The organism is Marinomonas sp. BSi20584 (assembly GCF_002792415.1).
GTDB lineage: Bacteria > Pseudomonadota > Gammaproteobacteria > Pseudomonadales > Marinomonadaceae > Marinomonas > Marinomonas polaris.
Map to the genome: position 1 here is coordinate 136,211 of NZ_KZ454873.1, position 24,430 is coordinate 160,640.

General features: G+C 43.3%; 21 protein-coding genes. 11 read left to right on the plus strand and 10 right to left on the minus strand.

Features of this window, described 5'->3' with window-relative positions; all coding sequences use genetic code 11:
- Nucleotides 1-70 precede the first annotated feature (70 nt).
- The 4 genes from TY87_RS06615 (at nt 71) to TY87_RS06630 (ending at nt 3,898) form a co-directional block, all read left to right on the plus strand.
- Nucleotides 71-1,018, plus strand: coding sequence for a Gfo/Idh/MocA family oxidoreductase (locus TY87_RS06615; RefSeq protein ID WP_072840163.1), 948 nt, complete (start codon nt 71-73; stop codon nt 1,016-1,018).
- 126 nt (nt 1,019-1,144) lie between these two features.
- Nucleotides 1,145-2,128: an aldo/keto reductase gene (locus TY87_RS06620; protein ID WP_072840164.1), complete on the plus strand. Its 984-nt coding sequence runs from the start codon at nt 1,145-1,147 to the stop codon at nt 2,126-2,128.
- 194 nt (nt 2,129-2,322) lie between these two features.
- A complete protein-coding gene (locus TY87_RS06625) occupies nt 2,323-3,075 on the plus strand; it encodes a hypothetical protein (protein WP_072840165.1) in 753 nt (250 codons plus the stop codon).
- Between the two features lies 1 nt (nt 3,076).
- Nucleotides 3,077-3,898 (plus strand): sugar phosphate isomerase/epimerase family protein, encoded by an 822-nt coding sequence (locus TY87_RS06630; protein ID WP_072840166.1) that lies wholly within the window; start codon nt 3,077-3,079, stop codon nt 3,896-3,898.
- A gap of 105 nt (nt 3,899-4,003) precedes the next feature.
- Here the strand turns inward: TY87_RS06630 and oadA are convergent, their stop codons facing one another.
- Together oadA and TY87_RS06640 are read right to left on the minus strand one after the other, a co-directional pair.
- Complete coding sequence (gene oadA / locus TY87_RS06635; RefSeq protein WP_100186481.1) at nt 4,004-5,812, minus strand: sodium-extruding oxaloacetate decarboxylase subunit alpha; 1,809 nt, start codon at nt 5,810-5,812, stop codon at nt 4,004-4,006.
- Between the two features lie 17 nt (nt 5,813-5,829).
- Nucleotides 5,830-7,245, minus strand: coding sequence for an acetyl-CoA carboxylase biotin carboxylase subunit (locus TY87_RS06640; RefSeq protein WP_100186482.1), 1,416 nt, complete (start codon nt 7,243-7,245; stop codon nt 5,830-5,832).
- A gap of 162 nt (nt 7,246-7,407) precedes the next feature.
- Between TY87_RS06640 and TY87_RS06645 the strand changes: the two genes are divergently transcribed.
- The 3 genes from TY87_RS06645 to TY87_RS06655 all read left to right on the plus strand — a co-directional run bounded on the left by TY87_RS06645 (nt 7,408) and on the right by TY87_RS06655 (nt 11,383).
- Nucleotides 7,408-8,358 (plus strand): LysR family transcriptional regulator, encoded by a 951-nt coding sequence (locus TY87_RS06645; RefSeq protein WP_100186483.1) that lies wholly within the window; start codon nt 7,408-7,410, stop codon nt 8,356-8,358.
- Between the two features lie 277 nt (nt 8,359-8,635).
- Nucleotides 8,636-9,940 (plus strand): methyl-accepting chemotaxis protein, encoded by a 1,305-nt coding sequence (locus tag TY87_RS22900; RefSeq protein WP_100186484.1) that lies wholly within the window; start codon nt 8,636-8,638, stop codon nt 9,938-9,940.
- A 144-nt stretch (nt 9,941-10,084) separates the two neighbouring features.
- Nucleotides 10,085-11,383 (plus strand): methyl-accepting chemotaxis protein, encoded by a 1,299-nt coding sequence (locus TY87_RS06655; protein ID WP_072840171.1) that lies wholly within the window; start codon nt 10,085-10,087, stop codon nt 11,381-11,383.
- A gap of 74 nt (nt 11,384-11,457) precedes the next feature.
- Here TY87_RS06655 and TY87_RS06660 read toward each other — a convergent pair whose 3' ends face one another.
- The 6 genes from TY87_RS06660 to TY87_RS06685 are packed head-to-tail and all read right to left on the minus strand — an operon-like array spanning nt 11,458 to nt 16,422.
- Nucleotides 11,458-12,306 (minus strand): class III extradiol dioxygenase family protein, encoded by an 849-nt coding sequence (locus TY87_RS06660; protein ID WP_072840172.1) that lies wholly within the window; start codon nt 12,304-12,306, stop codon nt 11,458-11,460.
- Nucleotides 12,306-12,668: a protocatechuate 4,5-dioxygenase subunit alpha gene (locus TY87_RS06665; protein ID WP_072840173.1), complete on the minus strand. Its 363-nt coding sequence runs from the start codon at nt 12,666-12,668 to the stop codon at nt 12,306-12,308. Before TY87_RS06665 ends, TY87_RS06660 begins: the two co-directional genes overlap by 1 nt.
- Before the next feature lie 41 nt (nt 12,669-12,709).
- Nucleotides 12,710-13,582 (minus strand): amidohydrolase family protein, encoded by an 873-nt coding sequence (locus tag TY87_RS06670; RefSeq protein WP_084122436.1) that lies wholly within the window; start codon nt 13,580-13,582, stop codon nt 12,710-12,712.
- A gap of 44 nt (nt 13,583-13,626) precedes the next feature.
- The gene (locus tag TY87_RS06675; RefSeq protein ID WP_100186485.1) at nt 13,627-14,715 is read right to left on the minus strand and encodes a 4-oxalomesaconate tautomerase; all 1,089 of its coding nucleotides are present in this window, start codon (nt 14,713-14,715) and stop codon (nt 13,627-13,629) included.
- A complete protein-coding gene (locus tag TY87_RS06680) occupies nt 14,708-15,385 on the minus strand; it encodes a 4-carboxy-4-hydroxy-2-oxoadipate aldolase/oxaloacetate decarboxylase (RefSeq protein ID WP_072840175.1) in 678 nt (225 codons plus the stop codon). The genes TY87_RS06675 and TY87_RS06680 overlap by 8 nt, the downstream gene beginning before the upstream one ends.
- A gap of 29 nt (nt 15,386-15,414) precedes the next feature.
- Nucleotides 15,415-16,422 carry an amidohydrolase family protein gene (locus TY87_RS06685; protein WP_072840176.1) on the minus strand — a complete coding sequence of 336 codons (1,008 nt, stop codon included), beginning with the start codon at nt 16,420-16,422 and terminating at the stop codon, nt 15,415-15,417.
- Nucleotides 16,423-17,102: 680 nt separating this feature from the next.
- On the opposite strand from TY87_RS06685, the gene TY87_RS06690 reads away from it, so the two are divergent.
- From TY87_RS06690 to TY87_RS06700, 3 genes are all read left to right on the plus strand, one after another.
- Complete coding sequence (locus tag TY87_RS06690) at nt 17,103-18,116, plus strand: DctP family TRAP transporter solute-binding subunit (protein ID WP_072840177.1); 1,014 nt, start codon at nt 17,103-17,105, stop codon at nt 18,114-18,116.
- Between the two features lie 85 nt (nt 18,117-18,201).
- Nucleotides 18,202-18,675, plus strand: coding sequence for a TRAP transporter small permease (locus TY87_RS06695; protein ID WP_072840178.1), 474 nt, complete (start codon nt 18,202-18,204; stop codon nt 18,673-18,675).
- Nucleotides 18,676-18,677: 2 nt separating this feature from the next.
- The gene (locus TY87_RS06700; protein ID WP_100186486.1) at nt 18,678-19,946 is read left to right on the plus strand and encodes a TRAP transporter large permease; all 1,269 of its coding nucleotides are present in this window, start codon (nt 18,678-18,680) and stop codon (nt 19,944-19,946) included.
- A 90-nt stretch (nt 19,947-20,036) separates the two neighbouring features.
- Here TY87_RS06700 and TY87_RS06705 read toward each other — a convergent pair whose 3' ends face one another.
- Both TY87_RS06705 and TY87_RS06710 read right to left on the minus strand, forming a co-directional pair.
- Complete coding sequence (locus TY87_RS06705) at nt 20,037-20,516, minus strand: peroxiredoxin (RefSeq protein WP_072840180.1); 480 nt, start codon at nt 20,514-20,516, stop codon at nt 20,037-20,039.
- Between the two features lie 62 nt (nt 20,517-20,578).
- The gene (locus TY87_RS06710; protein ID WP_100186487.1) at nt 20,579-22,555 is read right to left on the minus strand and encodes a methyl-accepting chemotaxis protein; all 1,977 of its coding nucleotides are present in this window, start codon (nt 22,553-22,555) and stop codon (nt 20,579-20,581) included.
- A gap of 254 nt (nt 22,556-22,809) precedes the next feature.
- Here TY87_RS06710 and TY87_RS06715 point away from each other — a divergent pair, with 254 nt between their 5' ends.
- On the plus strand, nt 22,810-24,222 hold the full coding sequence (locus tag TY87_RS06715) for an aminotransferase-like domain-containing protein (RefSeq protein WP_100186488.1): 1,413 nt from the start codon (nt 22,810-22,812) through the stop codon (nt 24,220-24,222).
- Nucleotides 24,223-24,430: the final 208 nt, after the last annotated feature.

The following is a 24,430-nucleotide window of genomic DNA, read 5'->3' on the forward strand; positions in this document are numbered from 1 at the left end:
TGTTATCAATATAAGACTCGGGCAATGTTATGCCCTTACAATAAACACTCGCACTTTTAGGAGTAGACTAATGAGAATTTGTATCGCTGGCGCATCTGGCGCTTTCGGCATGAAACACATGGACGCCATCGCGGCGATCGAAGGTGCAGAAGTCGTTTCTGTGGTTGGCACAAAAATCGATGCGATTAAAGCATTCGCTGAAGAACGCGGTGTTCCTCACTACACAACAGATCTAGCAGAAAGCCTAGCTCGTGATGACGTTGATGCGGTAATCCTAGCTACCCCGACTCAAATGCACGCTGCGCAAACTATCCAATGCCTTGAAGCTGGCAAACATGTTATGTCTGAAATCCCAATGGCAGACAACATTGAAGACGCTCGCAAAGTGGTTGAAGTACAAAAGAAAACTGGCCTAGTTGCCATGGCGGGACACACTCGTCGTTTCAATCCTTCGCACCAGTGGATTCATAACAAGATAATGGCTGGCGAATTAAACGTTCAACAAATGGACGTGCAAACCTACTTTTTCCGCCGTTCAAACAAAAACGCCCTTGGCCAAGCACGTTCTTGGACTGACCATCTACTATGGCACCATGCTTGCCACACTGTGGATTTGTTCCAGTACCAAACTGGCGAAACAGCAAGCAAGGTTCAAGCACTTCAAGGTCCGATCCATCCTGAACTTGGCATCGCCATGGACATGAGCATTGGTATGAAAGTGCCTAACGGTGCAATATGTACGCTATCTTTGTCATTCAATAACGACGGTCCATTCGGTACCTTCTTCCGTTATATTTGCGACAACGGTACTTATATCGCACGTTACGACGATCTATTTGACGGCAGCGAAAACAAGATTGACCTATCTGGCGTAGCGGTTTCAAATAACGGTATCGAACTACAAGACAGAGAGTTCATTGCAGCCATCCAAGAAGGTCGTGCGCCAAACTCTTGTGTGACTCAAGCTATTGAAGCGATGGAAACCCTACATCGCTTAGAAGAATGCCTAGAAGCATAAGAACAGTGCAAAGTTCAATAAATTAAGACACAAACAGGGAGCCTAGGCTCCCTGTTTTCGTTACACTGTTTTGCAATAGTAGTCGTGCAGTAAAACATAGCAAAGCAAACTAACAAGGACTTTTTTATGTCAAAACATCCACATTTAGCCAATCCAAACATCGGCCTCGGCTGCATGAATTTATCCCATGCTTACGGTTCACCTGTTGCAGAAGAGCAAGCCATCAAAGCGCTTCATCAAGCATTTGAAATGGGTTATCGCCATTTTGATACCGCGACCTTATATGGCGGTGGTAACAATGAGCTTTTAGTCGGTAAAGCACTAAAAGATCGCCGTGATGAATTTTTCCTTGCCAGCAAATGCGGTATGGCCATGGTTGATGGCAAAAAAGAGATTAACGGCAGACCTGAAAATATTCGCAAGCAGTGCGAAGACAGCCTAAAACGCCTACAAACAGACCATATCGATTTGTATTATTTGCATCGCTTGGACTTCAATGTACCAATCGAAGAAAGCGCAGGCGCTCTAGGCGATCTGGTAAAAGAAGGCAAAATTGGTGCGGTGGGTTTATCAGAAGTGTCTGCCGAAACGCTAACTCGTGCTCACAACGAGTTCCCAATTACTGCGATTCAGTCCGAATATTCTTTATGGACACGCAATCCAGAAATTGCCGTTTTAGAAGCCTGCAGGAAACTAGGCGTTACCTTTGTTGCTTTCAGTCCATTAGCACGCGGATTCTTAACGGGCACATTAAAAGACGTTGCGGATCTAGAAGCCAAAGACATTCGTAACAACATGCCACGCTTTAACGCCGAGCATTATCCTAACAATCTAGCCTTGTTAAACGACTACTTTGCCCTTGCGAAAGACATCGGCTGCACACCATCGCAACTAGCTTTGGCTTGGCTCACCGCAAAAGATAAAAATATTGTCCCTATTCCTGGCACTCGCTCGGTTAATCATATGAGAGACAATTTTGAATCAGCGCAATTAAAGCTGGATGCCAAACAAGTCAGCCTGCTAGACGAGATGATTAATCAAAATAACGTACATGGCACGCGCTATACCGCCGCACAACAAGCTGAAATAGACACCGAAGAGTTCGCATAACCATCTACAGCTTATCTATCATCCAATCGAATCTATAATATTTTTGAGATTCGGTTGGATCATTTCTTCATAGCTAAATATCACTTTTTGTTTGCGTACCTGCGATCCTGCTTATATGTTAAAAGGGTTATACGTTAGCTTGTCCATAAGACGACCTAACCATTACTAATGTATTGACCTCTTTGGACCGTATTATGGATCAAAACGACATCACACCTTTGTCTACTGCGAATTTACTGGGTATCGAGTTTATCGAGATAGTCGCGCCCTCTTTAGAAAGCGTAACTCCCCTAATGACTGAGCTAGGTTTTAGCCTTTACGCAAAACATCGACGTAAAAATGTATTCTTATTTCAACAAAATCAGTTAAAAATAATTATCAATTGTTCGCAAGATCCAACATTGGAAGCTTATGTTGGCGAAATGGGCATCGCTCTTTTTGCTATCGCCTTTAAATGTGACGACGCTTCTATCGCTCATGCTGAGCTAATAAAACGAGGGGCTTGGGATTCATCCAATCATTCAGGCCCGATGGAAGTCAATATTCCAGGCATTGAGGGAATGGGCGGCACCTTAATCTATTTAGTTGATCAAGTGCGTGACGATTTAAGCGTATATGAGATTGATTTTAAAACCATCCCCAGCGTAGCTGAAAAATTAAATGGCTCACTGTCTCACTTCCATGAATTTACTATACAAGTAGATCCTGACCGTACTCAGACTTGCTTAACCTTTTTTGAACGTCTTTTTGGTTTTCAAGCCAAAGAAGAGGCCAGCTTACAGCTCCCTGGAAAACACGCCATCAGCCTACGTTTTGTCGAAGCTTCAGACGAACAACACAATACTGAATTTTTTAGCAAAATCACTTTCAAAGCGAATGAGAACAGTCCACTTCGTCATCAAATTTTCGCAGGTAATGATCGCGCCTTTGCTATAGAGGTAATCTAATATGCTGTCTATTGCGGCAAACCTTTTTCATAGTACGCTCGAAGATAAATTCGCCGCGTTGGCCCAAGCAGGCTTTCTAAACATTGACCTAACACACTCTGATTTTGGCGCTGATAAGCGTGATATCGAACACATTGCCGAACTCGCCAAACGCAATGGCATTGAAATCAGCAGTGCGTCGAGTTTGCGAGAGTTTGGTGGAAATACAAATCATATCCATGAGTACGATATGGATTTGGCGCGCAATTACTTAAAAACCTTAGCGCAACTGAATTGCCGCTTACTGGTTGTTATGCCACCAACCATTCGCTCTAAGAACATAGACACCAATCAAATTTTGGCCGATCTTCGTGCTTTGGCTAATTTAGCCATTCCTTATCGCATTAAGATTGCTTTAAAAGCATTGCCTTGGTCACCTTACATTGGCAGTTATCAAGCCGCTGCCTCGCTTTGCCGAGACGTAAACAGCCCAAATTTTGGCTTAGTAATTGATACGTTTCATTTTCTGAGTGAATCAGAAGCAATTGATGTTCTTGAAGAAATTCCGACGTCAGATATTTTTTTAGTACAATGCTCGGACTTCAACAGCAGCATGACCTATTCGCTTGAAGATCAAATCGAGACCTATCACCACAAGCGTTTGATTCCGGGAGATGGCTATTATGAAAGTAGCATTGTCACCTTAATAGAACACCTGCATCAACAAGGTTATCGTGGTCACTATTCTATTTTAGCCAATAACGCCATCTACAAGACCCAACAAACTGATGAGCTTATCTCTCGTATAAATTCCTTCCAAGAAGCTTGCCAAGCGTTTCTGTAATGACAAAATTGATATGAAAAAGGCCGTCTTTCTAATAAAGAAAAACGACCTTTTTAAAGTCTATTTCATTAGCTTCCTAATGGAATCATCTTTCTCAATAATGGACTAAACGATTTCAATCAGCATTTCACCCGGTGTGACTCGGTCGCCTTTTTTAACGAAAACGCCTTTTACCGTACCCGCCACGTTGGCGTGTACCTCGGTTTCCATCTTCATGGCTTCCGTGACGAGTACAGCTTGACCCGCGGTAACCGTGTCGCCTTCTTCAACCAAGACATCAATGATATTACCCGGCATCGCCGCACTAACATGACCAGGTTCAGTCGCGCGAGATCGCCCTGCACCACCGTCAGCAACATATTCATTCAGCGATTCAAACACCACTTCTTCTGGCATACCGTCCAAAGACAAGTACAACTTGCGTTTACCAACCCCAAAGTCACCTACACCAGTGATTTCAACATTGTAGACTTCACCATGCACATCAATCTTGAACTCAGTAGCCAAGCCACCTGCGGCTGCACCTTGACCCGCTTGTTCTAGCGGTAACAAGACTTCTGGAACCAAGGTTCCGTCAGCACGTTGCTGTAAAAATTCACGACCTAGTTCAGGGAACATAGCAAAGGTCAGTACATCTTCTTCTGATTTCGCTAATTCACCAATTTCATTGCGTAATTTATAAAGCTCTGGTGACAAAGAATCCGCAGGACGAGCGTCGTTAACTGATTCATTACCTACGGCTTTTTTCTGCACGTCTGGATTTACTGCCGCTGGCGGTTGGCCGTATCCACCCAATAAGTAACGTTTCACTTCATTGGTGATAGTTTTATAGCGCTGACCTGCCAATACGTTATAAACCGCCTGCGTACCAACGATTTGCGAGGTAGGCGTAACCAAAGGCGGATAGCCTAAGTCAGCACGAACACGAGGAATCTCGGCAAACACCTCACGAATCTTGTCTAACGCATTTTGCTCTTTTAACTGGTTCGCCAAGTTTGACATCATACCGCCCGGCACTTGGTTAACCTGTACAGACACATCTTCGCGCGTAAATTCGCTTTCAAATTGATGATACTTTTTACGAACATCACGGAAGTAATCGGCAATTTCTGACAACAAGGCCAAATCTAAACCCGTGTCGTAATCGGTATCTTTCAAAGCCGCCACTTGAGTCTCAGTCGCTGGATGGCTAGTGCCACTGGCAAAGGATGAAATCGCGGTATCAATACGGTCGGCACCTGCTTCGATGGCTTTAAGCTGACACAAAGGCGCCAAACCTGAGGTTGAATGGCTGTGTACTACTAAAGGCAAATCGACTGCTTCTTTGATGGCTTTCACCAGATCATAAGTCGCATAAGGCGTTAACAAACCCGCCATGTCTTTAATGGCAATAGAGTCTGCACCCATGGCTTGCATGGCTTTGGCTTGCTCGACAAACAAGGCTGGCGTATGCACTGGGCTGGTCGTATAACAAATCGTACCTTGCGCATGTTTACCGGCTTTTTTCACCGCTTTCATGGCAGTTTCGATATTGCGAAGATCATTAAGAGCATCGAATACTCGGAACACATCAATGCCATTGTCAGCCGCTTTTTGTACAAACGCTTCTACAACATCATCGGCATAATGGCGATAACCCAAAAGGTTTTGACCACGCAACAACATTTGCAAACGGGTATTTGGCAAAGCCGCACGAAGCTGACGCAATCGCTCCCAAGGGTCTTCTTTCAAAAAACGTACGCAAGCATCAAAGGTCGCGCCGCCCCACACTTCTAAAGACCAAAAACCGACTTGATCGAGTTTTTCACAGATCGGCAACATGTCTTCCGTGCGCATACGAGTGGCAATCAGCGATTGGTGAGCATCACGCAAGGTGACATCTGTCACTTCTATTTTTTGTTTAACTTGACTCATTTTCTTCCTCCTGCGGATTATCGACCAACATGCGCTGCAATAGCGGCTGCCAACACCAAAGCGATATCACTTGGATGGCGTCTAACGGAATAATTTAATAATTCAGGGTGCGCTGGAACGAATCCAGTATTGAATTTCCCTTTGATGAAATCTGGGTGTTTCAGAATTTGCTGATAATAATTGGCGGTAGTTTTGATACCATGCAAACGCATATCGTCAATGGCACGGCGACCGCGCGCGACCATCTCATCCCAAGTCAACGCCCAAACCACCAGCTTCAAACACATTGAATCAAAGTAAGGCGGAATCTCGTAACCAGTATAAATCGCCGTATCAACACGAACCCCAGGACCACCCGGCGCGTAGTAGTGAGTAATACGCCCAAAGCTGGGTAAGAAATCGTTCTTTGGATCTTCCGCGTTAATACGGAACTGCATCGCATAACCACGATAACTAATGTCTTCTTGGCGGAAGCTAAGCGGCGAACCAGCCGCGATACGAAGCTGTTCACGCACAATATCGACACCCGTGATTTGCTCGGTAATCGTGTGCTCAACCTGTACTCGTGTATTCATTTCCATGAAATACACTTCGTTGCCAGACAACAAAAACTCCACCGTACCTGCGTTAACATAATCCACCGCTTTAGCAGCACGTACAGCGAGATCACAAATATACTGACGTTGCTCTGGGGTAAGTTGCGGGCTTGGCGCAATTTCGATCAACTTTTGATTGCGGCGCTGAATCGAACAATCACGCTCATACAAATGAATCGCATTGCCTTGGGAATCCGCCAATATTTGAACTTCAATATGGCAAGGATCAACGATGCATTTTTCTAAAAACACTTCAGCTGAACCAAAAGCTTTGGTCGCTTCCGAAATAACACGAGGATATTGGGAGGTTAATTCTTCTGGTGTGTCACAACGCCGAATACCTCGACCGCCACCGCCAGAGGTTGCCTTGATCATCACCGGATAACCAACTTTCCCAGCTAGAGTAAGCGCCTCTTCAAGGTTGGCTAAATTCCCCTCTGAGCCAGGTGTGATTGGAATACCTGCTGCACGCATACTGTCGCGCGCTTGAGTTTTATCACCCATTTTATGAATGACGGAAGAATGAGGCCCGATAAAGGTAACGCCTTTTTGCTCACACAGTTCTGCAAAATGCGCATTTTCAGACAAAAAACCATAACCGGGGTGAATCGCATCACAACCCGTTTCTATGGCTAAATTCACTAGACGCAAAGGGTCTAAATAACCGGCAAGTGGATCATCGCCTAACGAGTAAGACTCGTCTGCACGTTTGACATGCAAGGCATATCGATCAGGTTCCGTAAATATCGCAACAGAGCGAATCCCAGCCTCTGAACAAGCGCGAATGATACGAACCGCAATTTCACCTCGGTTAGCGATCAACACTTTTTTTAACATGAGTCACTCCTTTCTTGTTGAACATTTAGCCTACTCAAAGATCAACCAAAGTAAAAATTGATATTACGACATTTATGTATAAGCTATTCGTGATAGATAAGAGCTGATAGATAAAAGCTGATAGATAAGATCCGATGGATAAACCAAGAGGAAACAAAAACAATGCCTCAAAGCGTACAAAGTTTAGTGAACCGACTCACGTTTAGACAATTACAAGTGTTTAAGAGCGTTTATGAATTGAGTAGCTACAGTCGAGCTGGCGATATGCTGGGGTTAAGTCAGCCTGCCGTTAGCAACCAAATACGACAACTTGAACAAGCACTGGAACAACCGCTGTTTGAATACGTCGGTCGTCAGCTTTACAGTACAGCGACGGCCAAGCGTTTGGCTCAATGCATTCATGCTATGTTTGATGAAATACAACGCTTTCAAGATGACTTATCAGAGGAAACTGGCCTAATATCTGGTGAATTAACTTTGGTGGCTGTGAGTACGGCGCAATATGTGGTGCCTTACTTACTTCGGGCTTATACCAGCTTGCATCCAAACGTCACGATAAACGTGAAAGTCATGAACCGTGCAGCGGCCATTGAGCGACTCAACGAAAATCATGATGAATTAGCAATCATGGGCATGGTGCAGAATGATAAACCTATGTTTAGCATACCTTTTTTGAACAATGAGTTAATCGCTGTTGTACCACAAAACCATCCTCTTCTCGCTCTAGAAGACATCTCATTAAGCACCTTTTTAGAACACAACTTACTGCTTCGAGAAGCAGGGTCAGGCAGTCGGTTAGCACTAGAACTGCATTGTCAAAAGCAACGTATTCGTCTGCACGCAGAGATGGAAATTGGCTCCAATGACGCGATCAAACATGCCGTTATTGCAGGGCTAGGTGTAGCCGTGTTACCCAAACTAGGCATACTCTCAGAGCTTACTCTTGGTACCTTAATCGAAGTTCCAATCAAAGATTTCCCCCTTCGCCGATCATGGTGTTTGATCCACCCTCAAGGTCGTCATCCAACTCCGACTATGCGCTCCTTTATTGACTACATTCAACAAAACATTGGCCAGTTTGAAACCATGTTCGCTCGAATGACTGAAAAATAATCTACTCGATACTATTATCGTTAGACAAGAGTAATGCCTTATTTAGCCAGTTCAATCCCCCCATCATTTTTTCCTGCAAAAAAGCAAACAACCACTCACAAAGAGTTACTCAAAATAAGTAAACCATTAACAAACATCACACGTATATGACACTTAACAAACATTAAATCCAAGCATTACAGTGTAAAATTCGACCAGTTTTGTAGGGAAACACCTACACAAAACAATGGGGAATGCGACTGTCATACTGACAAATCACCCCTAGCGAGGAACTGTCATGTTTTTTACCAAACAAAAGAAAGCCATCGAAAAAACTCTACCTCAAAGCGAAGACTCTGCTTTCATTACGGCTATGAAGAAATTTTGTGCATCCATTAGCTTTTTACCAGATGGCACAGTATTAGATGCCAATGCACTATTCCTCGACACAGTGGGCTACTCATTAGAAGAAATCCAAGGACAAAAACATGCCCTATTTTGCCCTACTAAAGTCACCTCTAGTCTCGATTACAAACATTTTTGGTCGGATTTAGCGGCTGGACAAAGCAAACAAGGTACGTTTTTACGCAAAAACAAAAACGGCTCGGATATTTGGCTTGAAGCCACTTACTTTCCAGTTGAGATAGATGGGAAAATCGTCAAAGTCATAAAAATTGCTTCCGATGTCACTCGAAACAAAATAATGGCAGACAGTCAAAGTGCAGTCTACAACGCTATAGACAGATCTTCAGCAACCATAGAATTTATGCCTGACGGTACCATTATCACGGCTAATGATAACTTCATTACAACTATGGGATATCGATCTCAAAAAGACATCATAGGCCAACATCATCGTCAATTTTGCACTCCAGAATTTTACCAAGAAAACCCTAATTTCTGGGCAGAGCTGGCCCATGGTGACTTCAAAACTGGACAGTTCAGACGTATAAATAAACAAGGTAAAACGATCTGGCTAGAAGCAAGCTACAACCCAATTTTTGATCAATTTGGCAAAGTAATTAAGATACTCAAGGTCGCGTCAGATATTACCGAACGAGTCAATACGCAGCTAGCCATTCAAAATGCGGCCGAAGTGGCACATTCAACATCTGTAGAAACCGCTAAAGTTTCAGAAAATGGTGCAGATATCTTACGTCGCACCGTTGAGACATCTGACAAAATCGTCGCAGATATTGAAGTATCTACAGACCTTATTGAGCAGTTAAATCATCAGTCGCAAAACATCGCTAAGATTGTTACCTCTATTGGATCAATTGCCGATCAAACCAACTTGTTAGCACTAAATGCAGCGATAGAAGCCGCTCGTGCAGGAGAAAATGGCCGAGGCTTTGCCGTTGTCGCAGATGAAGTTCGCACGCTCGCCGCCAGAACAAGCAAGTCAACGGTCGAAATTGAAGACATGGTAAAACAAAATAGCAATTTAACCCTGCAAGCAAAAAACAGTATGAGCAAGGTAAGTGAACGCTCAAGCGAGAACGCGCAACTGATTAATGAAGCATCAGGCATCATAGATGAAATTCAAAAAGGTGCTAAACACGTATCAAACACAGTGAGCAAATTGCTGCATACAGAAAAGTAACTGCCTTTTCTTATCAAAAAGATAACTAACCGTTACATTTTAGGACACTTTCACTACAGCTATAGAAATAAACACCATTTATAGTCTGATTACTAACACAGCAATAAACACTAAAAAGTACGCAAGGCTAGGGAGGAGAAGCAAATGTTTTTCAATAAGAAGCAGACTGAAAAAAAACCAGCTCAATCTATAGATAACGCTGCTATAGAAGCGATGAACAAGTTCTGCGCAACAATTAGCTTCTCACCCGATGGCACTGTTCTAGAAGCAAATTCACTGTTTCTTAATGCGATTGGTTATTCTCTTAAAGAAGTACAGGGACAAAAGCATGCGTTGTTTTGTCCAAATCAAATAACCTCTAGCCCTGAATACAAAAGTTTCTGGCCGGATCTAGCATCAGGAAAAAGCAAAGAAGGTACGTTTTTGCGTAAACACAAAGACGGCTCGGATATTTGGCTTGAAGCCACTTATTTCCCTGTTGAAATAGATGGCATAGTAGTAAAAGTAATAAAAATTGCTTCCGATGTAACCAAAGCTAAACTTATGGCTGACAGTCAGCTAGCTGTTTACAATGCTATTGACCGCTCCTCTGCCACTATTGAGTTTACACCAGACGGCACCGTAATTACCGCAAATGACAACTTCCTAATGGCACTAGGCTACAAATCAAAAAAAGAAATTGTTGGCCAAAATCACCATAAATTTTGCACTGATAAATTTTATCAAGATAACCCAAGATTTTGGACAGAACTGGCTAATGGTGACTTCAAAACAGGTCAATTTGAGCGTGTCGGTAAACAAGGCCAAACTGTATGGTTAGAGGCCAGTTATAATCCAATTTTCGACCAATTTGGTAAAGTGGTTAAAGTACTTAAAGTCGCTTCTGATATTACCGATAGAGTTAATACTCAACTAGCTATTCAACATGCTGCTGAAGTGGCTCATTCAACTTCGGTAGAAACCGCACAAGTGTCAGAAAATGGTGCACAGATCTTACGTCGTACCGTCGAAACCTCAGACAAAATTGTTGCTGATGTTGAAGTATCTACAGACCTAATAGAACAACTTAATCACCAGTCTGAAAGTATCGCGAAAATTGTGACAACCATTGGCTCTATTGCTGACCAAACTAACTTATTAGCACTCAACGCCGCCATTGAAGCCGCTCGTGCAGGCGAACATGGCCGTGGTTTTGCTGTAGTAGCGGATGAAGTGAGAACACTAGCCTCTCGCACCAGTAAATCTACTATTGAAATTGAAGATATGGTGGCACAGAACAGCAACCTAACCCGCCAAGCCAAAACCAGCATGAGCAAAGTAAGCGAACGTTCTAAAGAGAACGCACAATTGATAGATGAAGCCTCTGGCATCATAGATGAGATTCTAAAAGGCGCGATACACGTTTCTAATACTGTTAATAACCTTTTGAATATCGAAAAATAAAAAAATCCGCTATCTATTTTTGTAGATAGCGGATTTATTGATCTTAACAACGCCCCTCTAATAAAGAAGATTTGTTATTTCGGCATCTCATGTTCTAACAACATCAACCCAGAGCCAGTGTTTGAAATCGGCGCATGGTAGTTACGGTGTAATTCCGTCACTTTACCTAACAAGGTACCACGCATGGCGATGTGCATATTCAGCTCAACAGCCTGAGCGCCACCTTGTTCAACAAGATCAAGATTAGTGTATTTTGTCAGCGCTTCAGGATCGCTGACGAGTTTGTCTAAGCAGTCGATATCAAAAGCACGATTGATAAAGCCAGCACGCTCACCATCAAGCTGGTGCGACATACCACCTGTACCAAACACAACAACATTGATGTCTTCTTCGTAAGACGCCACAGCACGGCCAATAGCTCTACCCAATTCAAATGTACGCCAAGGCTGAGCCATTGGGTATTGTTCGCAGTTAATACACACTGGGATGACTTTCACATGACCATATTGATGCCCAGGCCACATAAGGTTCAGTGGAACCGTTAGGCCATGATCAACGCGCATTTCTTGACAGATAGTCATGTCAAAACCTTCGTCGACAATACTATTAGCAATATGCCAAGATAATTCTGACTCACCAGTCACTGGCGGAATGGTCGGAATGCCCCAACCTTCGTCAGAGTTATGATATTCATCAGCAACACCTATCGCGAACGTCGGTTTTTTATCAATGAAAAATTCTAAACCATGGTCGTTATAAAAAAGGATAATAACGTCTGGTTTTTTCTCATTTAGCCAGTCACGTACAGGTGGATAAGCATCAAAAAAAGGCTTCCAGTACGGTGTTTGCTCTAATCCGTTTGCCATAGCATTAGCGATAGCTGGGATATGAGATGTCGTTATCGCACCAATAATGTTCGCCATTAGACTTCTCCTCGCCCATTTTTCTCAAGCATTGCTTTAAATTCATCGGTGCTCATGCCAGTTTGCAGACCACCAATGTCTTGCATGTTTAGCTTTAGTAAGCCGGTAAACTTTGCCAAATAATAGATACTACCGCCTTCACGCAGAAGCCCGATTACATCTCTATTACGAATCGCTTCTTTTTGCGCTTCTGTAAGTTTGAACTTTTCACAGTACGCTTCTGGATCCGCATTAAATTCATCACGCGCTACTTGATCATTAAATGAGTAACACATTTTATTTAAGCCATAGCCTTTTTTGGCCATTTGACCATCAAAAAGGTACGTGCCTTGGAGTTGTCGATCTGTATAGTTACTAGCCATTTCGGTAACCTCTATTCATTTACTTTGCTGCGAAGCTTGGATTATTTCCAGTAAAGACGCATAGGATTATCCACCAACAAAGCTTGTTGTAGCTCTGGTGTTGGGGCGATATGAGGAATCACATCCACAAGATGACCGTCATTTGGCGCTTCAACTTTCATGTTCGGATGTGGCCAATCCGTTCCCCACAATACACGATCAGAGAACTTCTCAACTAACGTACGGGCAAAAGGATAAACATCTGAATAATCAGGCGCATGTTGAGTCAAACGCTCTGGACAGCTAACCTTGCACCACACGTTGTCATTATCCGCCATGAAGTTAACAAAACGTTGGAAGTCTGGATGATCTACGCCATTGGCAACATTTGGTGTTCCCATATGATCAACAACAATCGTGGTATTCAATTCTTTCAAAAAAGGAATCAAGTCTTCTAGATCTGCCGCTTCAAAGTACACCACAATGTGCCAACCGAAAGGACGAATCTTGTCAGCAATCGAGAAAAACACTTCTCTTGGCGTGCTATCAACAAGGCGTTTCACAAAGTTAAAGCGCACACCACGAATGCCCACAGCATGCATTTTTTCAATTTCTTCGTGAGTGATAGAGTCATCAACAAATGCCACACCGCGAGCCAAATCCCCCGCAGTTTCTAACGCATCGATCAAAGCCGAGTTGTCGGTACTATGACAAGATGCTTGAACAATCACATTACGAGAAAAACCTAGATGATCACGTAAGGCAAACAACTGTTCTTTTGACGCATCGCAAGGCGTGTATTTGCGTTTTGGATGGTACGGGAATTTATCCGCTGGACCAAAAACGTGACAATGCGCATCAACTGCACCCGCTGGTGCTTTAAAAGCGGGTTTGCTTGGAGCAGGATGAAATGGAATATAATCTTTGTCCATCATGTTCAAATACCTTTAAAAAATTCGTTATGCTAAAAATCAGCGAATTAAAGACCGTTACCATGAGCAAATACCTGCCCATCAAATAACTTTCTCGCGGTACGTAAAATCGCCGCAGAACCTAGGTCGCCGTTTTCTTGTTGATCTAAAATCACGGTCATCGCGCCAATTGGATGCTCAACATCCAACGTCATACGAGCGCTTGACTGATAACTTGCTACTTCATTAGCAGGCGACCCTTTCAGCACCGCAGCTGTCGCCACACTCACCGCACCCAATACGCCAATCGATGCATGACAACGATGGGGAATAAAAGTACGTGTGGAGATAGCACCGCCGTTCGTCGCTGCACTCACCATGGTCATTTTAGGAACGGATTTTTCTTTCACGTCACCCAAATTCATCATAGGGCCAACTTGCAAGCGAATAGATTCTAGCTTCGCACGCAGTTCGTCATTGGCCTCAAGTTCTTCGCGAGATTCTGTACCCGTAATACCCATATCAACAGCACGCATGATAACAACAGGCATACCATTATCGATGCAGGTTACTTCAATGCCATCAATCACATCGACTACATTACCCGTTGGCAACAAAGCACCACAGCTTGATCCAGCGGTGTCTTGGAAAACGATCGGCACTGCAGCCGAAAAACCAGGCACGCCATCAATACGAGCGTCGCCTTCGTATTGCACTTCGCCGTCTTTTATAGCAACACGCGCCACCGCGATTTGACCGGTATTCTCCATAAAAATACGTACAGAGGTTTCGCCTTCTTTGGCCTCAACCAAGCCACGTTCAATCGCAAACGGTGCAATGCCGGCTAAAATGTTGCCGCAGTTTTGCGCATCGGTAACAATCGCTTGATCAACAAACACCTGCAAGAACAAATAGTCTACATCGGCATCGTCACGTTCCGACTTTTTCACCACGGCGACTTTTGATGCTAATGGGTCTGCACCACCGATGCCGTCGATCTGACGTTCATCTGGCGAGCCCATCACGCGTAATAAAAACTGCGCACGAGCATCGACATCAATCGGTAAATCTGCGGCTAAGAAGTAAGCACCTTTTGACGTGCCGCCACGCATCCACATACAAGGCGCACTCTTTATAACGCCTGAATGTTTAGACATACTTTAAGCCTTTCTCTTTTAGACGTGGGCGCATTTCATAAATGTCTAAGCCCAATTCGCCATTCGCCATACGTACGCGTTTTGATTCTTCATTCGCCATACGCTTACGAGACAATTCCAATACTTCAGCAGCATTCTCACGACGCACTACAACCACACCGTCATCGTCAGCCACAATCACATCACCAGGATTAACCAAGGCATCAGCGCAAACCATAGGTACGTTAACAGAACCAACGGTTTCTTTAATCGTACCTTCAGCGAACACGGCTTTTGACCAAACAGGGAAGTTCATTTGACGAAGGTCGCGAGTATCACGAACACCACCTTCGATAATCAAACCAACTACGCCACGAGATTGCGCTGATGTTGCTAACAAATCACCAAAAAAGCCGTGATTCGAAGGAGACGTTGGAGCAAATACCATCACGTCACCCGCTTTGCACTGCTCAATCGCCACGTGCATCATCCAGTTATCGCCAGCGGCACCTGAAATAGTGATCGCGGATCCGGCAATGGTCTTGTCCATTTGAATTGGGCGCATGTAATGAGCCAATAGACCAACACGACCTTGAGACTCATGAATCGTCGCTACGCCGCACTCTGCCAAACCATCGATTACAGCTTGGTCAGCACGTTCAATATTTTGTACTACTACATTATTTCGCATGATTCTTTTTTCCCTTGTAATCGAAAGTCTTACGCTTTCAAACGACTAAATACACGACGAGCATTGCCTTCAAAGATAGCTTGTTTCTGCTCAGCGGATAACACGGTGTTGTTATCGATGTAACGTTTCGTATCGTCAAAATAATGACCTGTTTCTGGATCAACACCACGTACCGCACCAATCATTTCAGACGCAAACAAGATGTTCTTTGTTGGAATAATGTCTAACAGAAGATCAATACCACGCTGATGGTAAACACAAGTATCGAAATAGATGTTGTTCAAAACGCGCTCGGCAAGATCAAAACCTTGATCTAATGCCATACCGCGGAAACGTCCCCAGTGATAAGGTACTGCGCCACCGCCATGAGGAATGATAATTTTCAATTCAGGGAAATCTTTAAACACATCCGACATCATCAATTGCTGAAAGCCCGTCGTATCCGCACCTAGGTAGTGTGAGCCAGTCGTGTGGAAACAATCGTTACATGCCGCGCTCACATGGATCATCGCCGGAATGTCGTATTCGCACATTTTTTCATAAATAGGATAGAAAGAACGGTCCGCCAAAGACTTATCCTGCCAGTAACCGCCACTTGGATCTGGGTTCAAGTTGATACCGATGAAACCCATTTCTTCAACAGTACGTACGATCTCAGCAACCGATTTGCCAGGATCAACACCTGGCGATTGTGGTAACTGCGCTACAGGAGCAAAGTTTTCAGGGAAAAGATCACAAACACGGCGAATCAAATCGTTTTGATGTTCTGTCCAATATTGGCTGGTGTATTCATTACCAATATGGTGTCCCATCCAGCTAGCACGAGGAGAGAAGATGGTTAAATCGGTGCCACGCTCTTGCTGTAAACGCAGCTGATTATTGATAATGCTGTCACGGATTTCATCATCCGAAACAATAACCTTACCTTTTTCACCAACAAAAGCAGGGTCTTTAGCGACCTGTGCTTTTTGTTTATCGCGGTACTCACCAACGCCTGCTGGCGTAGTCGTATAATGTCCGTGGCAATCTATAATCATGTTACTACTCTCTATTCTTATTTAAGGCGCTGTTTTTATTTAAGGCAATTGCTGTGGAATAGAAGATTAGACGTCTATTTTTATGCCTCTTACCTTCTTTATTTACACAGCCATTCAATCACAATCTGTTCAGAGTATTCTTGTGTATAGGCTATTTGGCTATTTCAATTTGACCGAAAGGGTATTGCATTTTGAGATAGCTGTTTTTTAGTACAACGAGAACATCTACTCATTTTAGATATTTATTTTGAAAAATCTCACTTTTACACCAACTAAAGGTTCCTTTAAAATAACACTATCACTATGATATATATGGTTTTTTTCAAAAAAAACGAACATGATGGTGTTTTTGTATTCCTTTTTCGATATATAAGAGACATTAAAAATTCATTTCTAAAAATACAAAATTTACGACATTTTGGTCGTGTTGCTTAGCAAAGCAGATCAAAAAATAGATATTGAGTGGAACACAAAGACCAGATGTAGAAATCGTTCACATTCGTGTCATTGTGAGCCTCTAAGAAAAAATATAGGGTATTTTTAAAATGATCCTATATTATTTAGAGGCTCAAAAATGCTAGTTTCGAATACAGGACAGCCTGTCTTACTGCAAAGTAGGATAGAAAATACAAAAATAAAACAACCGGGACACATAAGATCCCGTGCTTGGAGACGTAAAAATGAACCTAACAAAAAAAATTACACTTGGCTTAATTGCTGCTGGTGCTGTAAGCAGCGTTAGCGCAGCCGATCTCACTCTTACTATTGGTCACGTAGATCCCCAAGATTGGACAACCTCTAAAAAAGGTGCCGCGACAGAAGTTTTCAAAAACTTAGTGGAAGCTGAGTCTGGCGGTCGTATTGAGGTCAATGTTTACCCTTCTGGACAGCTTGGCGGCGAAACAGACCTTGTTCAGTCTACTCAAGAAGGCACACTGAGCATGACGATGGTGTCTGGCGCCTTTGCTAAAGTTTGTAAAGAAGCATCGGTTCTAGAAATTCCTTACCTATTCCCATCAGCTCCTGTTGCTTGGGAAGTATTAGATGGCGAATTCGGTAAAGCACTGTCTGAACATTGCTTGAAAGAAAGCGGACTACGCACTCTTGCCTATGGCGAAACAGGCTTCCGTAACTTCACTAACTCAAAACGCCCTGTTGCAGAACCAAAAGATTTAAACGGTTTAAAAATCCGCGTTCAAACCCTGCCACTATATGTTGAAATGGTAAAAGCAATGGGCGCAGAGCCTACGCCAATTGCGTGGCCTGAAGTACCATCTGCATTAACAACTGGTGTTGTTGATGGACAAGAAAACCCTGTCAGTGTTATCGAAGCGAACAAATTCTATGAGTTCCAAAAATATCTAACACTAGACGGCCATGTTTACGGCACAGATTTCTTACTAATCAACGAAGACCTTTATCAATCATTGAGCGATGAAGATCGCGCAATTATTGACCGTGCAGCAAAAGTTGCAGGAACTGTAGGTCGTGCAGTGCAGCAATTTAACTCTGCAAAAGGCTTAAAATCTCTTGCAGCTAATGGCATGCAAATCACCACTCCAACACCAGCACAAATGGCTAAGTTCCGTGATATCGCGCAACCAGCTGTTATCAACTGGTTAAAAGGTGAAGTACAGCCAGAGTGGATCGAACGCGCTCAAATGTCTGTAAAAGTCGTTAGCAACTCGAAATAAACTCAGCACTTGAAATCAGGCAACCGAGAGCCTTCTTTAATGGCTTTCGGTTGCTTTTCCTTTGTCACAACCCGGAAAGCTCAACATGAAGCGCCTCTATAAAAATACTCTCTCGATTTTAACCGGCACCTCCCTATTCGTTATCTTTGGCGTTGTTTTAGTAAGTAGCTTGAGCCGTTACTTATTTAACTCACCGATCCAATGGAGCGAGGAAGTCGCAAAATACGCCATGATCTACGGCACCATGTTTGGTATGGCATTGTGTTATTTAGAGGGCATTCATATTCGTTTTACTTTTTTAGAAGATATGGTCTCCGCTAAGATTCGCCATGCTCTGCATTTTATATCTGACGTTATTGCGCTAGTAAGCGGCTGTGTGCTGACCTATTCCGGTTACATTTTCATGATGAAGCGAGGAGCAATACAGGCCCCCGGCACAGGCATTCAAATGTATTATTTTCAAGTGGCTATGGTCATAGGTGGTGCGTGTCTTGTGATCGCAGCACTTATACGACTCATCGACTATTTTCAATCTACAACGTTAGAGAAAGGACAGTAATTATGCTAGGTCTTGGGATTCTTATTGTTCTTTTGGTTATTGGCAGCCCTATTGCATTCGCCATTTTATTAGGCGTAGTTGGTCATGTTTACACATTACCTTTCAATGTAAGTCTCGTCGCTCAACGTATTTTTAGCGGCCTAGATTCATTCTCTATTTTGGCAATTCCGCTTTTTGTTCTAGCTGGTGAGCTGATGAATGAGAGTGGTATCACAAGCAGAATTATCAACTTTGCTAATGCGTTAGTTGGTCATATGAAAGCTGGCCTTGCCCATGTAAACATCTGGGCGTCGGTTATTTTTGCCGGACTGTCAGGTTCCGCTGTTGCCGATACCTCGGCACTTGGACGCGTATTTATTCCGACAATGGAAAAAGAAGGTTACCCACGGGCTTTTGCTGCGGCACTAACCGCCGCATCGTCTGTTATCGGACCGATGATTCCGCCAAGTATTCCAGTGATTATTTATGCGTTGATTACTACCGGTGTTTCTGTACCAGCGCTATTCCTTGCGGGCGTAACACCTGGACTATTTCTAGCTATTGGCTTGTCGATCTATGTTTACTTTTTTGCAGGTCATTACGCACCGTTAAAAGCGAAACTGTCCATGAAAGAGCGTTGGAAGGCTTTTGTTGATGCGTGGATTCCGCTGTTCATGCCGATATTCATTGTGGGCTCAATCCTGACTGGTATTGTTACACCAACGGAAGCAGCTGCCTTTGCCGCCGCTTATGCTCTGTTAGCAGGTGTATTCATTCTGAAAAGCTTGAAAATATCGAGTTTGCCACGCATCTTTATTCGAGCAATGCGCGACTCATCTGTAATCCTAATCGTGATTGGCGTCGTTGCTGCTGCGAACTGGTTACTAACTTTCTCAAGAGTGCCGCAAACTGTCAGCCAAATGGTGCTAGAGCAAGTATCTAGCCCTTGGATGTTCCTAATCCTAGTCAACATGATTTTGCTGGTTGTTGGTCTATTCCTAGAAGGGATCGCAGCGATGCTGATATTGCTACCGATTCTGCATCCTATCGCGATGAGCCTTGGTATCGATCCAGTACACTTCGGTATTGTGGTGATTTTCAACCTGATGATCGGCCTTGTCACACCACCGATGGGGATTTGTCTATTCGTTTCTAACTCGATTGCGAACGTAGGTATTGCGGCTATATCTAGGCAAATCATGCCACTTTTCTTAGTAGAATTGGCCGTCTTGATCTTGATTACCTTTGTGCCAAGTACAGTAACCTTCTTACCAACCTTATTTGGCTATTAGCCAGTAATGAACGAAGCATTAATATGAGACATAAAAAACGACGCCATGTGCGTCGTTTTTTTGCCTGACTAAAAAAGCTAAACAAAAAGCTTATAACTGAGACAAAACATATTCCGCAGAACTGACTTTGTATTCGCCTGGCTCATCCAACCATAACTGCTGAACAATGCCGTTGGTCACTAACATGGCGTATCGACGGCTACGAATGCCCATTTTAGCAGCTGAAATATCCAGTTCTAATCCCATAGAGCAAGTGAACTCAGCCAAGCCATCTGCTGCCATTATCAGATTTTCAGCGTTATTCGCTTTACCCCAAGCATTCATAACAAAAACGTCATTCACAGAAAGACACACTATGTCGTCTATTCCTTTTTCTTTTAAAGCATCAAAGTGCACTACAAAACCAGGTAAGTGACTAGCACTACAGGTTGGAGTGAAAGCACCCGGTACGGCAAACATCAATACAGTTTTGCCTGAGAAGAATTCTGTGACATCTACTGTCTCAGGACCTTCTTCTCCCATTACCTGAAACGTACCATGAGGCAACATATCACCCATAAGAATCGACATGAACTTTATCTCCAGAGAATTAAGTTGCCCCAATATTAACGCAACCTATCTTAGAAAAACCATCAAACAATCTTAAATTGACTAAGTAGATACTTCTGATGAGACGCCAGTTTAGACAATCCTTCACTGTCTTTCTCACTCTGATCTGAACCCAATGCCGCCTGTTCAGACATCTCAGATATTTCTAATACATTTTGCTTAATTTCTTGCGCTACAGCAGATTGCTCTTCAGCGGCGGTGGCAATTTGAATACTTAAGTCCCGAATTTCAGCCATACTGCCTTGCAATTCAATTAGTGACAATCCAACTGTGCGCGCTTCCTCAACACTAGAAGTAGCACTTTTTCGGCTCTCTTCCATGCTGCCAACGGTTTTTGTCACACCTTGCTGTAATTGCGCGATAACATGCTGAATCTCTTCAGTGGAGCTATGAGTTCGAGTAGCTAAAATACGAACTTCATCTGCCACTACAGCAAAACCTCGACCTTGCTCACCAGCACGCGCTGCTTCAATCGCAGCGTTTAACGCCAATAAGTTCGTCTGCTCCGCAATACTTTGAATCACCTCTAAAATACGATCTATGCTCTTCGAGTGCTCATCAAGTTCATTCACAACTGTCGTCGATTCTTCTATTTGCTCGAGAAGATGTTCGATTTTATGAATATTGGTATCCATTTGTTCGCGATTTTGATGAGCTCTTTGATCAACCGATTGGATCTGATGCAAAATAACTTCTGAGCTTTTTGCCACCTGATCGACCGTAGACACCATTTCCGACATAGACGAAGCAACCTCAGAGGTTCTTTCATTCTGTGCGCTCATCAAGCGTTTAGAATCACCAGCTAAGCGAACATTGCTGCCAGCCGACTCAGCAACTTCATTAGACGCCTGATCAATCTCAGACATGACCTCCTGTAACTTCGCCACCAGCCCATTTACCCAAGCAGATAACTCACCAAACTCGTCCTTGGTTTTTACTTTACTGCGTTGAGTGAAGTCACCATCCGAAATTTTGCCCAGTACAGTCATCACTTCTTTCAACGGAAGGCGAATGCTTCGACTTACCCATAATGCCACCAGCACTGCAATTACTATAGAAACAACCAATACAACCTCAATAATAAGCGTTGATAATTTCGCAGCATCTGTGGCTTCTGTTTTAGCGTTTAACCCCATCGAAGCGGCCTTAGATAATAGCTGCTGCACGGACGTATTAACCACTTCCATGCTGTCTGACAGCTGTTTCGCCAGCACTTCTGACTCTTGCACTAGACGAGCATTCTCGTAAAATTTCGCCACAACACCATCGCCAGACATCACACTGGTTTCTATTTCGCTCACCAGACCATTGATGTTGTCATCGTTCAAATAGGATTGTTTGTCTTTCAGGCTAGAAATAATAGATGCCATGGCATCACGTAATTCCTGCATTTTATCCAGACTACGCACATCAAAGTAATCATTAACCGATACTTGAAGACTTTCTATTTGGCTATGCATGTAAGAAGCCGCAAATTGGATTTCGGATGTATCGCCATCTGTTACCAACATACCTAAATCTTCTGTAGCAAAAGCAATTGCATCTTTAAGATCAAGTTTTTCATCTGGCACCACAGCCTGAAGCCCTAACATCCTCTTATGATTAGAAAAAGCGACATCGGTATAACCATAAAAACGCTCCACTTCAGCGTTAATGCTTTCAAGCGCCTGACTCATCTCTGGCAAACCTTGAAGTTGAGCAGACAATTGTTCTGAAACATCGCTAAACTCCTGTTTATATTTCAGAAAACGTGCGGATAAATCTTCCAATGAATCGGGAGTTTTACTAAGTAAATATTGTAAAACAGCCGCATTAGCCAAGCTGACATCTTCTTTTAGCGCATTACTGGTAGATGAGATATTGGCCACTTTCCCTGTAACAACGTTTAATCTATCTTCTATTTTGTTGATGCCTACAAATCCAGATGCGGCAATCATCAGCAAAAGTAGCAGTAAAATACTAAAGCCAAATAAAATCCTTTGAATAACGGATAACGACATAATCGACCTCTAAATTAAAATCTGCTCTAAATTTTTAGTTTTCTTACCCGGCAGCTAAACATTTAAGCTGATATAAACCTGACCAAGTATACAAGAACACCATAACACTTTATTTACAATGAGCGCCTATCCCAGAGCGTCAAAAAATACCACTTAACACACAGACCTTTGCGCCGTAAAATCGGCATAGATTTCTTTCAATCCACCAATCTGGTAGATTAAACATCTCTCATTTTGAATTCGACCTGCGCTTTATGGATTGCCCCTTATACGAAAAAATTGCTAACCAAATTGAACACCAAGTTCATGAAGGTATTTTCTTACCAGGCGCAAAGATCCCATCGGTTCGTAAATCCAGCAAACAAATGGAAGTCAGTGTTGCGACTGTGCTGCAAGCCTACAGTTTGCTAGAAGACAGAGGCGTCATAAAAGCACGCCCTCAAAAAGGCTATTTCGTTCAAGAAACTCAGCTCCAGCCAACAGAACCTGCAAAAATTGAACCTACTAAGAATGATGGCACCATACATGCTTTACTACGGCGCTTACTTCATGCCTCTCAAGACGGCAATATCATGCAATTTGGTGCAGCTATTCCTAAAAGCCAGTTCCTACCGATACGACAGCTACAGCGCTCTGTAGGGCGCCTGATGCGCTTAGAACCAGAAATATGTGCAGCTTATGAATTCACCCCAGGATCACTCAGCTTACGCCGTCAGATAGCCATCCGCATGCTAGACAGCGGATGCCAGCTGCAACCCGATGACATTACTATTACATTGGGCTGCCAAAACGCCTTGATGCTCTCATTACAAGCTGTCGCAAAAGCGGGCGATACCGTTGCTATCGAAAGCCCGGCTTATCATGGAGTATTACAAATCATTGAAGTGTTGAACCTAAAGGCGGTTGAAATCCCTTGTTCAGCGGAAACAGGGATCGACTTAGATATTCTGGAAAATGCGGCAAAAGAATGGGATATCAAGGCATGCGTGGTGACACCAAACAACCAAAATCCGATTGGCGCCACGCTCAATCACTTGGCAAGACAACGCATCCTCAATCAATCTGTTCAACACGGCTTCACTCTGATTGAAGACGATGTATACGGAGAGTTGAGTTATAAAGACAAACGCGAGCGATCTTTAAAAGCTGACGACAAACAAAATACCGTTATTTACTGCAGCTCTTTTTCTAAAAGTATCGCGCCAGGGTTTCGCATTGGTTGGATTGTTGGCGGCCCTTTTCAAACTCAGATTGAACATTACGCTTATGTTCAATCCCTTGCGATTCCCACATTAACGCAAACAGCTATCGCCAATTTTCTAGAAAACGGCGCGTATGATCGTCATTTACGAAAAACCCGACAATCTTATCAAGACAACTTAGCTCGCTGTCAGGCGCTCATTCAGGATCACTTTCCAGCAGGTACTCAAACCTCTACCCCAAAAGGTGGTTTTTTATTATGGGTCACTTTACCAGACACGGTAAACGCAATGACACTTCATTCCCAAGCCTTAGAAATTGGCATTGGCTTGCTGCCAGGGTTAGCATTCAGTTTAACAGCGCAATTCAACCATCATTTTCGATTAAACTACGCACTAAATTGGGATAATAAAACCGACGCTGCACTAAAAGAACTCGGTAAGCTTTGCCAGCTTCAGATCCCCTAAGCTAGGCTAATACAGCTATCTGAGCAGTTCAAAATACAAAGCACCACATTGAGTATTTTCACATATAAGTAGAAGTTATGATTTTAGCCTCAGACATCCTAAAATTCGTCTGTACAGACAGGGCAAAAAGCGTACAATTCGCATTCTTTTTTAAACACTCTGCCTTCTTGGCCGATAACATGAATATCTGAAATAGTAGCTGGCTTGT

Bases quoted from the DNA above. Each gene is read 5' to 3' on its own strand.
- TY87_RS06615 (WP_072840163.1), top strand. From the start codon at position 71: ATGAGAATTTGTATCGCTGGCGCATCTGGCGCTTTCGGCATGAAACAC.
- TY87_RS06620 (WP_072840164.1), top strand. From the start codon at position 1,145: ATGTCAAAACATCCACATTTAGCCAATCCAAACATCGGCCTCGGCTGC.
- TY87_RS06625 (WP_072840165.1), top strand. From the start codon at position 2,323: ATGGATCAAAACGACATCACACCTTTGTCTACTGCGAATTTACTGGGT.
- TY87_RS06630 (WP_072840166.1), top strand. From the start codon at position 3,077: ATGCTGTCTATTGCGGCAAACCTTTTTCATAGTACGCTCGAAGATAAA.
- oadA (WP_100186481.1), bottom strand. From the start codon at position 5,812: ATGAGTCAAGTTAAACAAAAAATAGAAGTGACAGATGTCACCTTGCGT.
- TY87_RS06640 (WP_100186482.1), bottom strand. From the start codon at position 7,245: ATGTTAAAAAAAGTGTTGATCGCTAACCGAGGTGAAATTGCGGTTCGT.
- TY87_RS06645 (WP_100186483.1), top strand. From the start codon at position 7,408: ATGCCTCAAAGCGTACAAAGTTTAGTGAACCGACTCACGTTTAGACAA.
- TY87_RS22900 (WP_100186484.1), top strand. From the start codon at position 8,636: ATGTTTTTTACCAAACAAAAGAAAGCCATCGAAAAAACTCTACCTCAA.
- TY87_RS06655 (WP_072840171.1), top strand. From the start codon at position 10,085: ATGTTTTTCAATAAGAAGCAGACTGAAAAAAAACCAGCTCAATCTATA.
- TY87_RS06660 (WP_072840172.1), bottom strand. From the start codon at position 12,306: ATGGCGAACATTATTGGTGCGATAACGACATCTCATATCCCAGCTATC.
- TY87_RS06665 (WP_072840173.1), bottom strand. From the start codon at position 12,668: ATGGCTAGTAACTATACAGATCGACAACTCCAAGGCACGTACCTTTTT.
- TY87_RS06670 (WP_084122436.1), bottom strand. From the start codon at position 13,582: ATGATGGACAAAGATTATATTCCATTTCATCCTGCTCCAAGCAAACCC.
- TY87_RS06675 (WP_100186485.1), bottom strand. From the start codon at position 14,715: ATGTCTAAACATTCAGGCGTTATAAAGAGTGCGCCTTGTATGTGGATG.
- TY87_RS06680 (WP_072840175.1), bottom strand. From the start codon at position 15,385: ATGCGAAATAATGTAGTAGTACAAAATATTGAACGTGCTGACCAAGCT.
- TY87_RS06685 (WP_072840176.1), bottom strand. From the start codon at position 16,422: ATGATTATAGATTGCCACGGACATTATACGACTACGCCAGCAGGCGTT.
- TY87_RS06690 (WP_072840177.1), top strand. From the start codon at position 17,103: ATGAACCTAACAAAAAAAATTACACTTGGCTTAATTGCTGCTGGTGCT.
- TY87_RS06695 (WP_072840178.1), top strand. From the start codon at position 18,202: ATGAAGCGCCTCTATAAAAATACTCTCTCGATTTTAACCGGCACCTCC.
- TY87_RS06700 (WP_100186486.1), top strand. From the start codon at position 18,678: ATGCTAGGTCTTGGGATTCTTATTGTTCTTTTGGTTATTGGCAGCCCT.
- TY87_RS06705 (WP_072840180.1), bottom strand. From the start codon at position 20,516: ATGTCGATTCTTATGGGTGATATGTTGCCTCATGGTACGTTTCAGGTA.
- TY87_RS06710 (WP_100186487.1), bottom strand. From the start codon at position 22,555: ATGTCGTTATCCGTTATTCAAAGGATTTTATTTGGCTTTAGTATTTTA.
- TY87_RS06715 (WP_100186488.1), top strand. From the start codon at position 22,810: ATGGATTGCCCCTTATACGAAAAAATTGCTAACCAAATTGAACACCAA.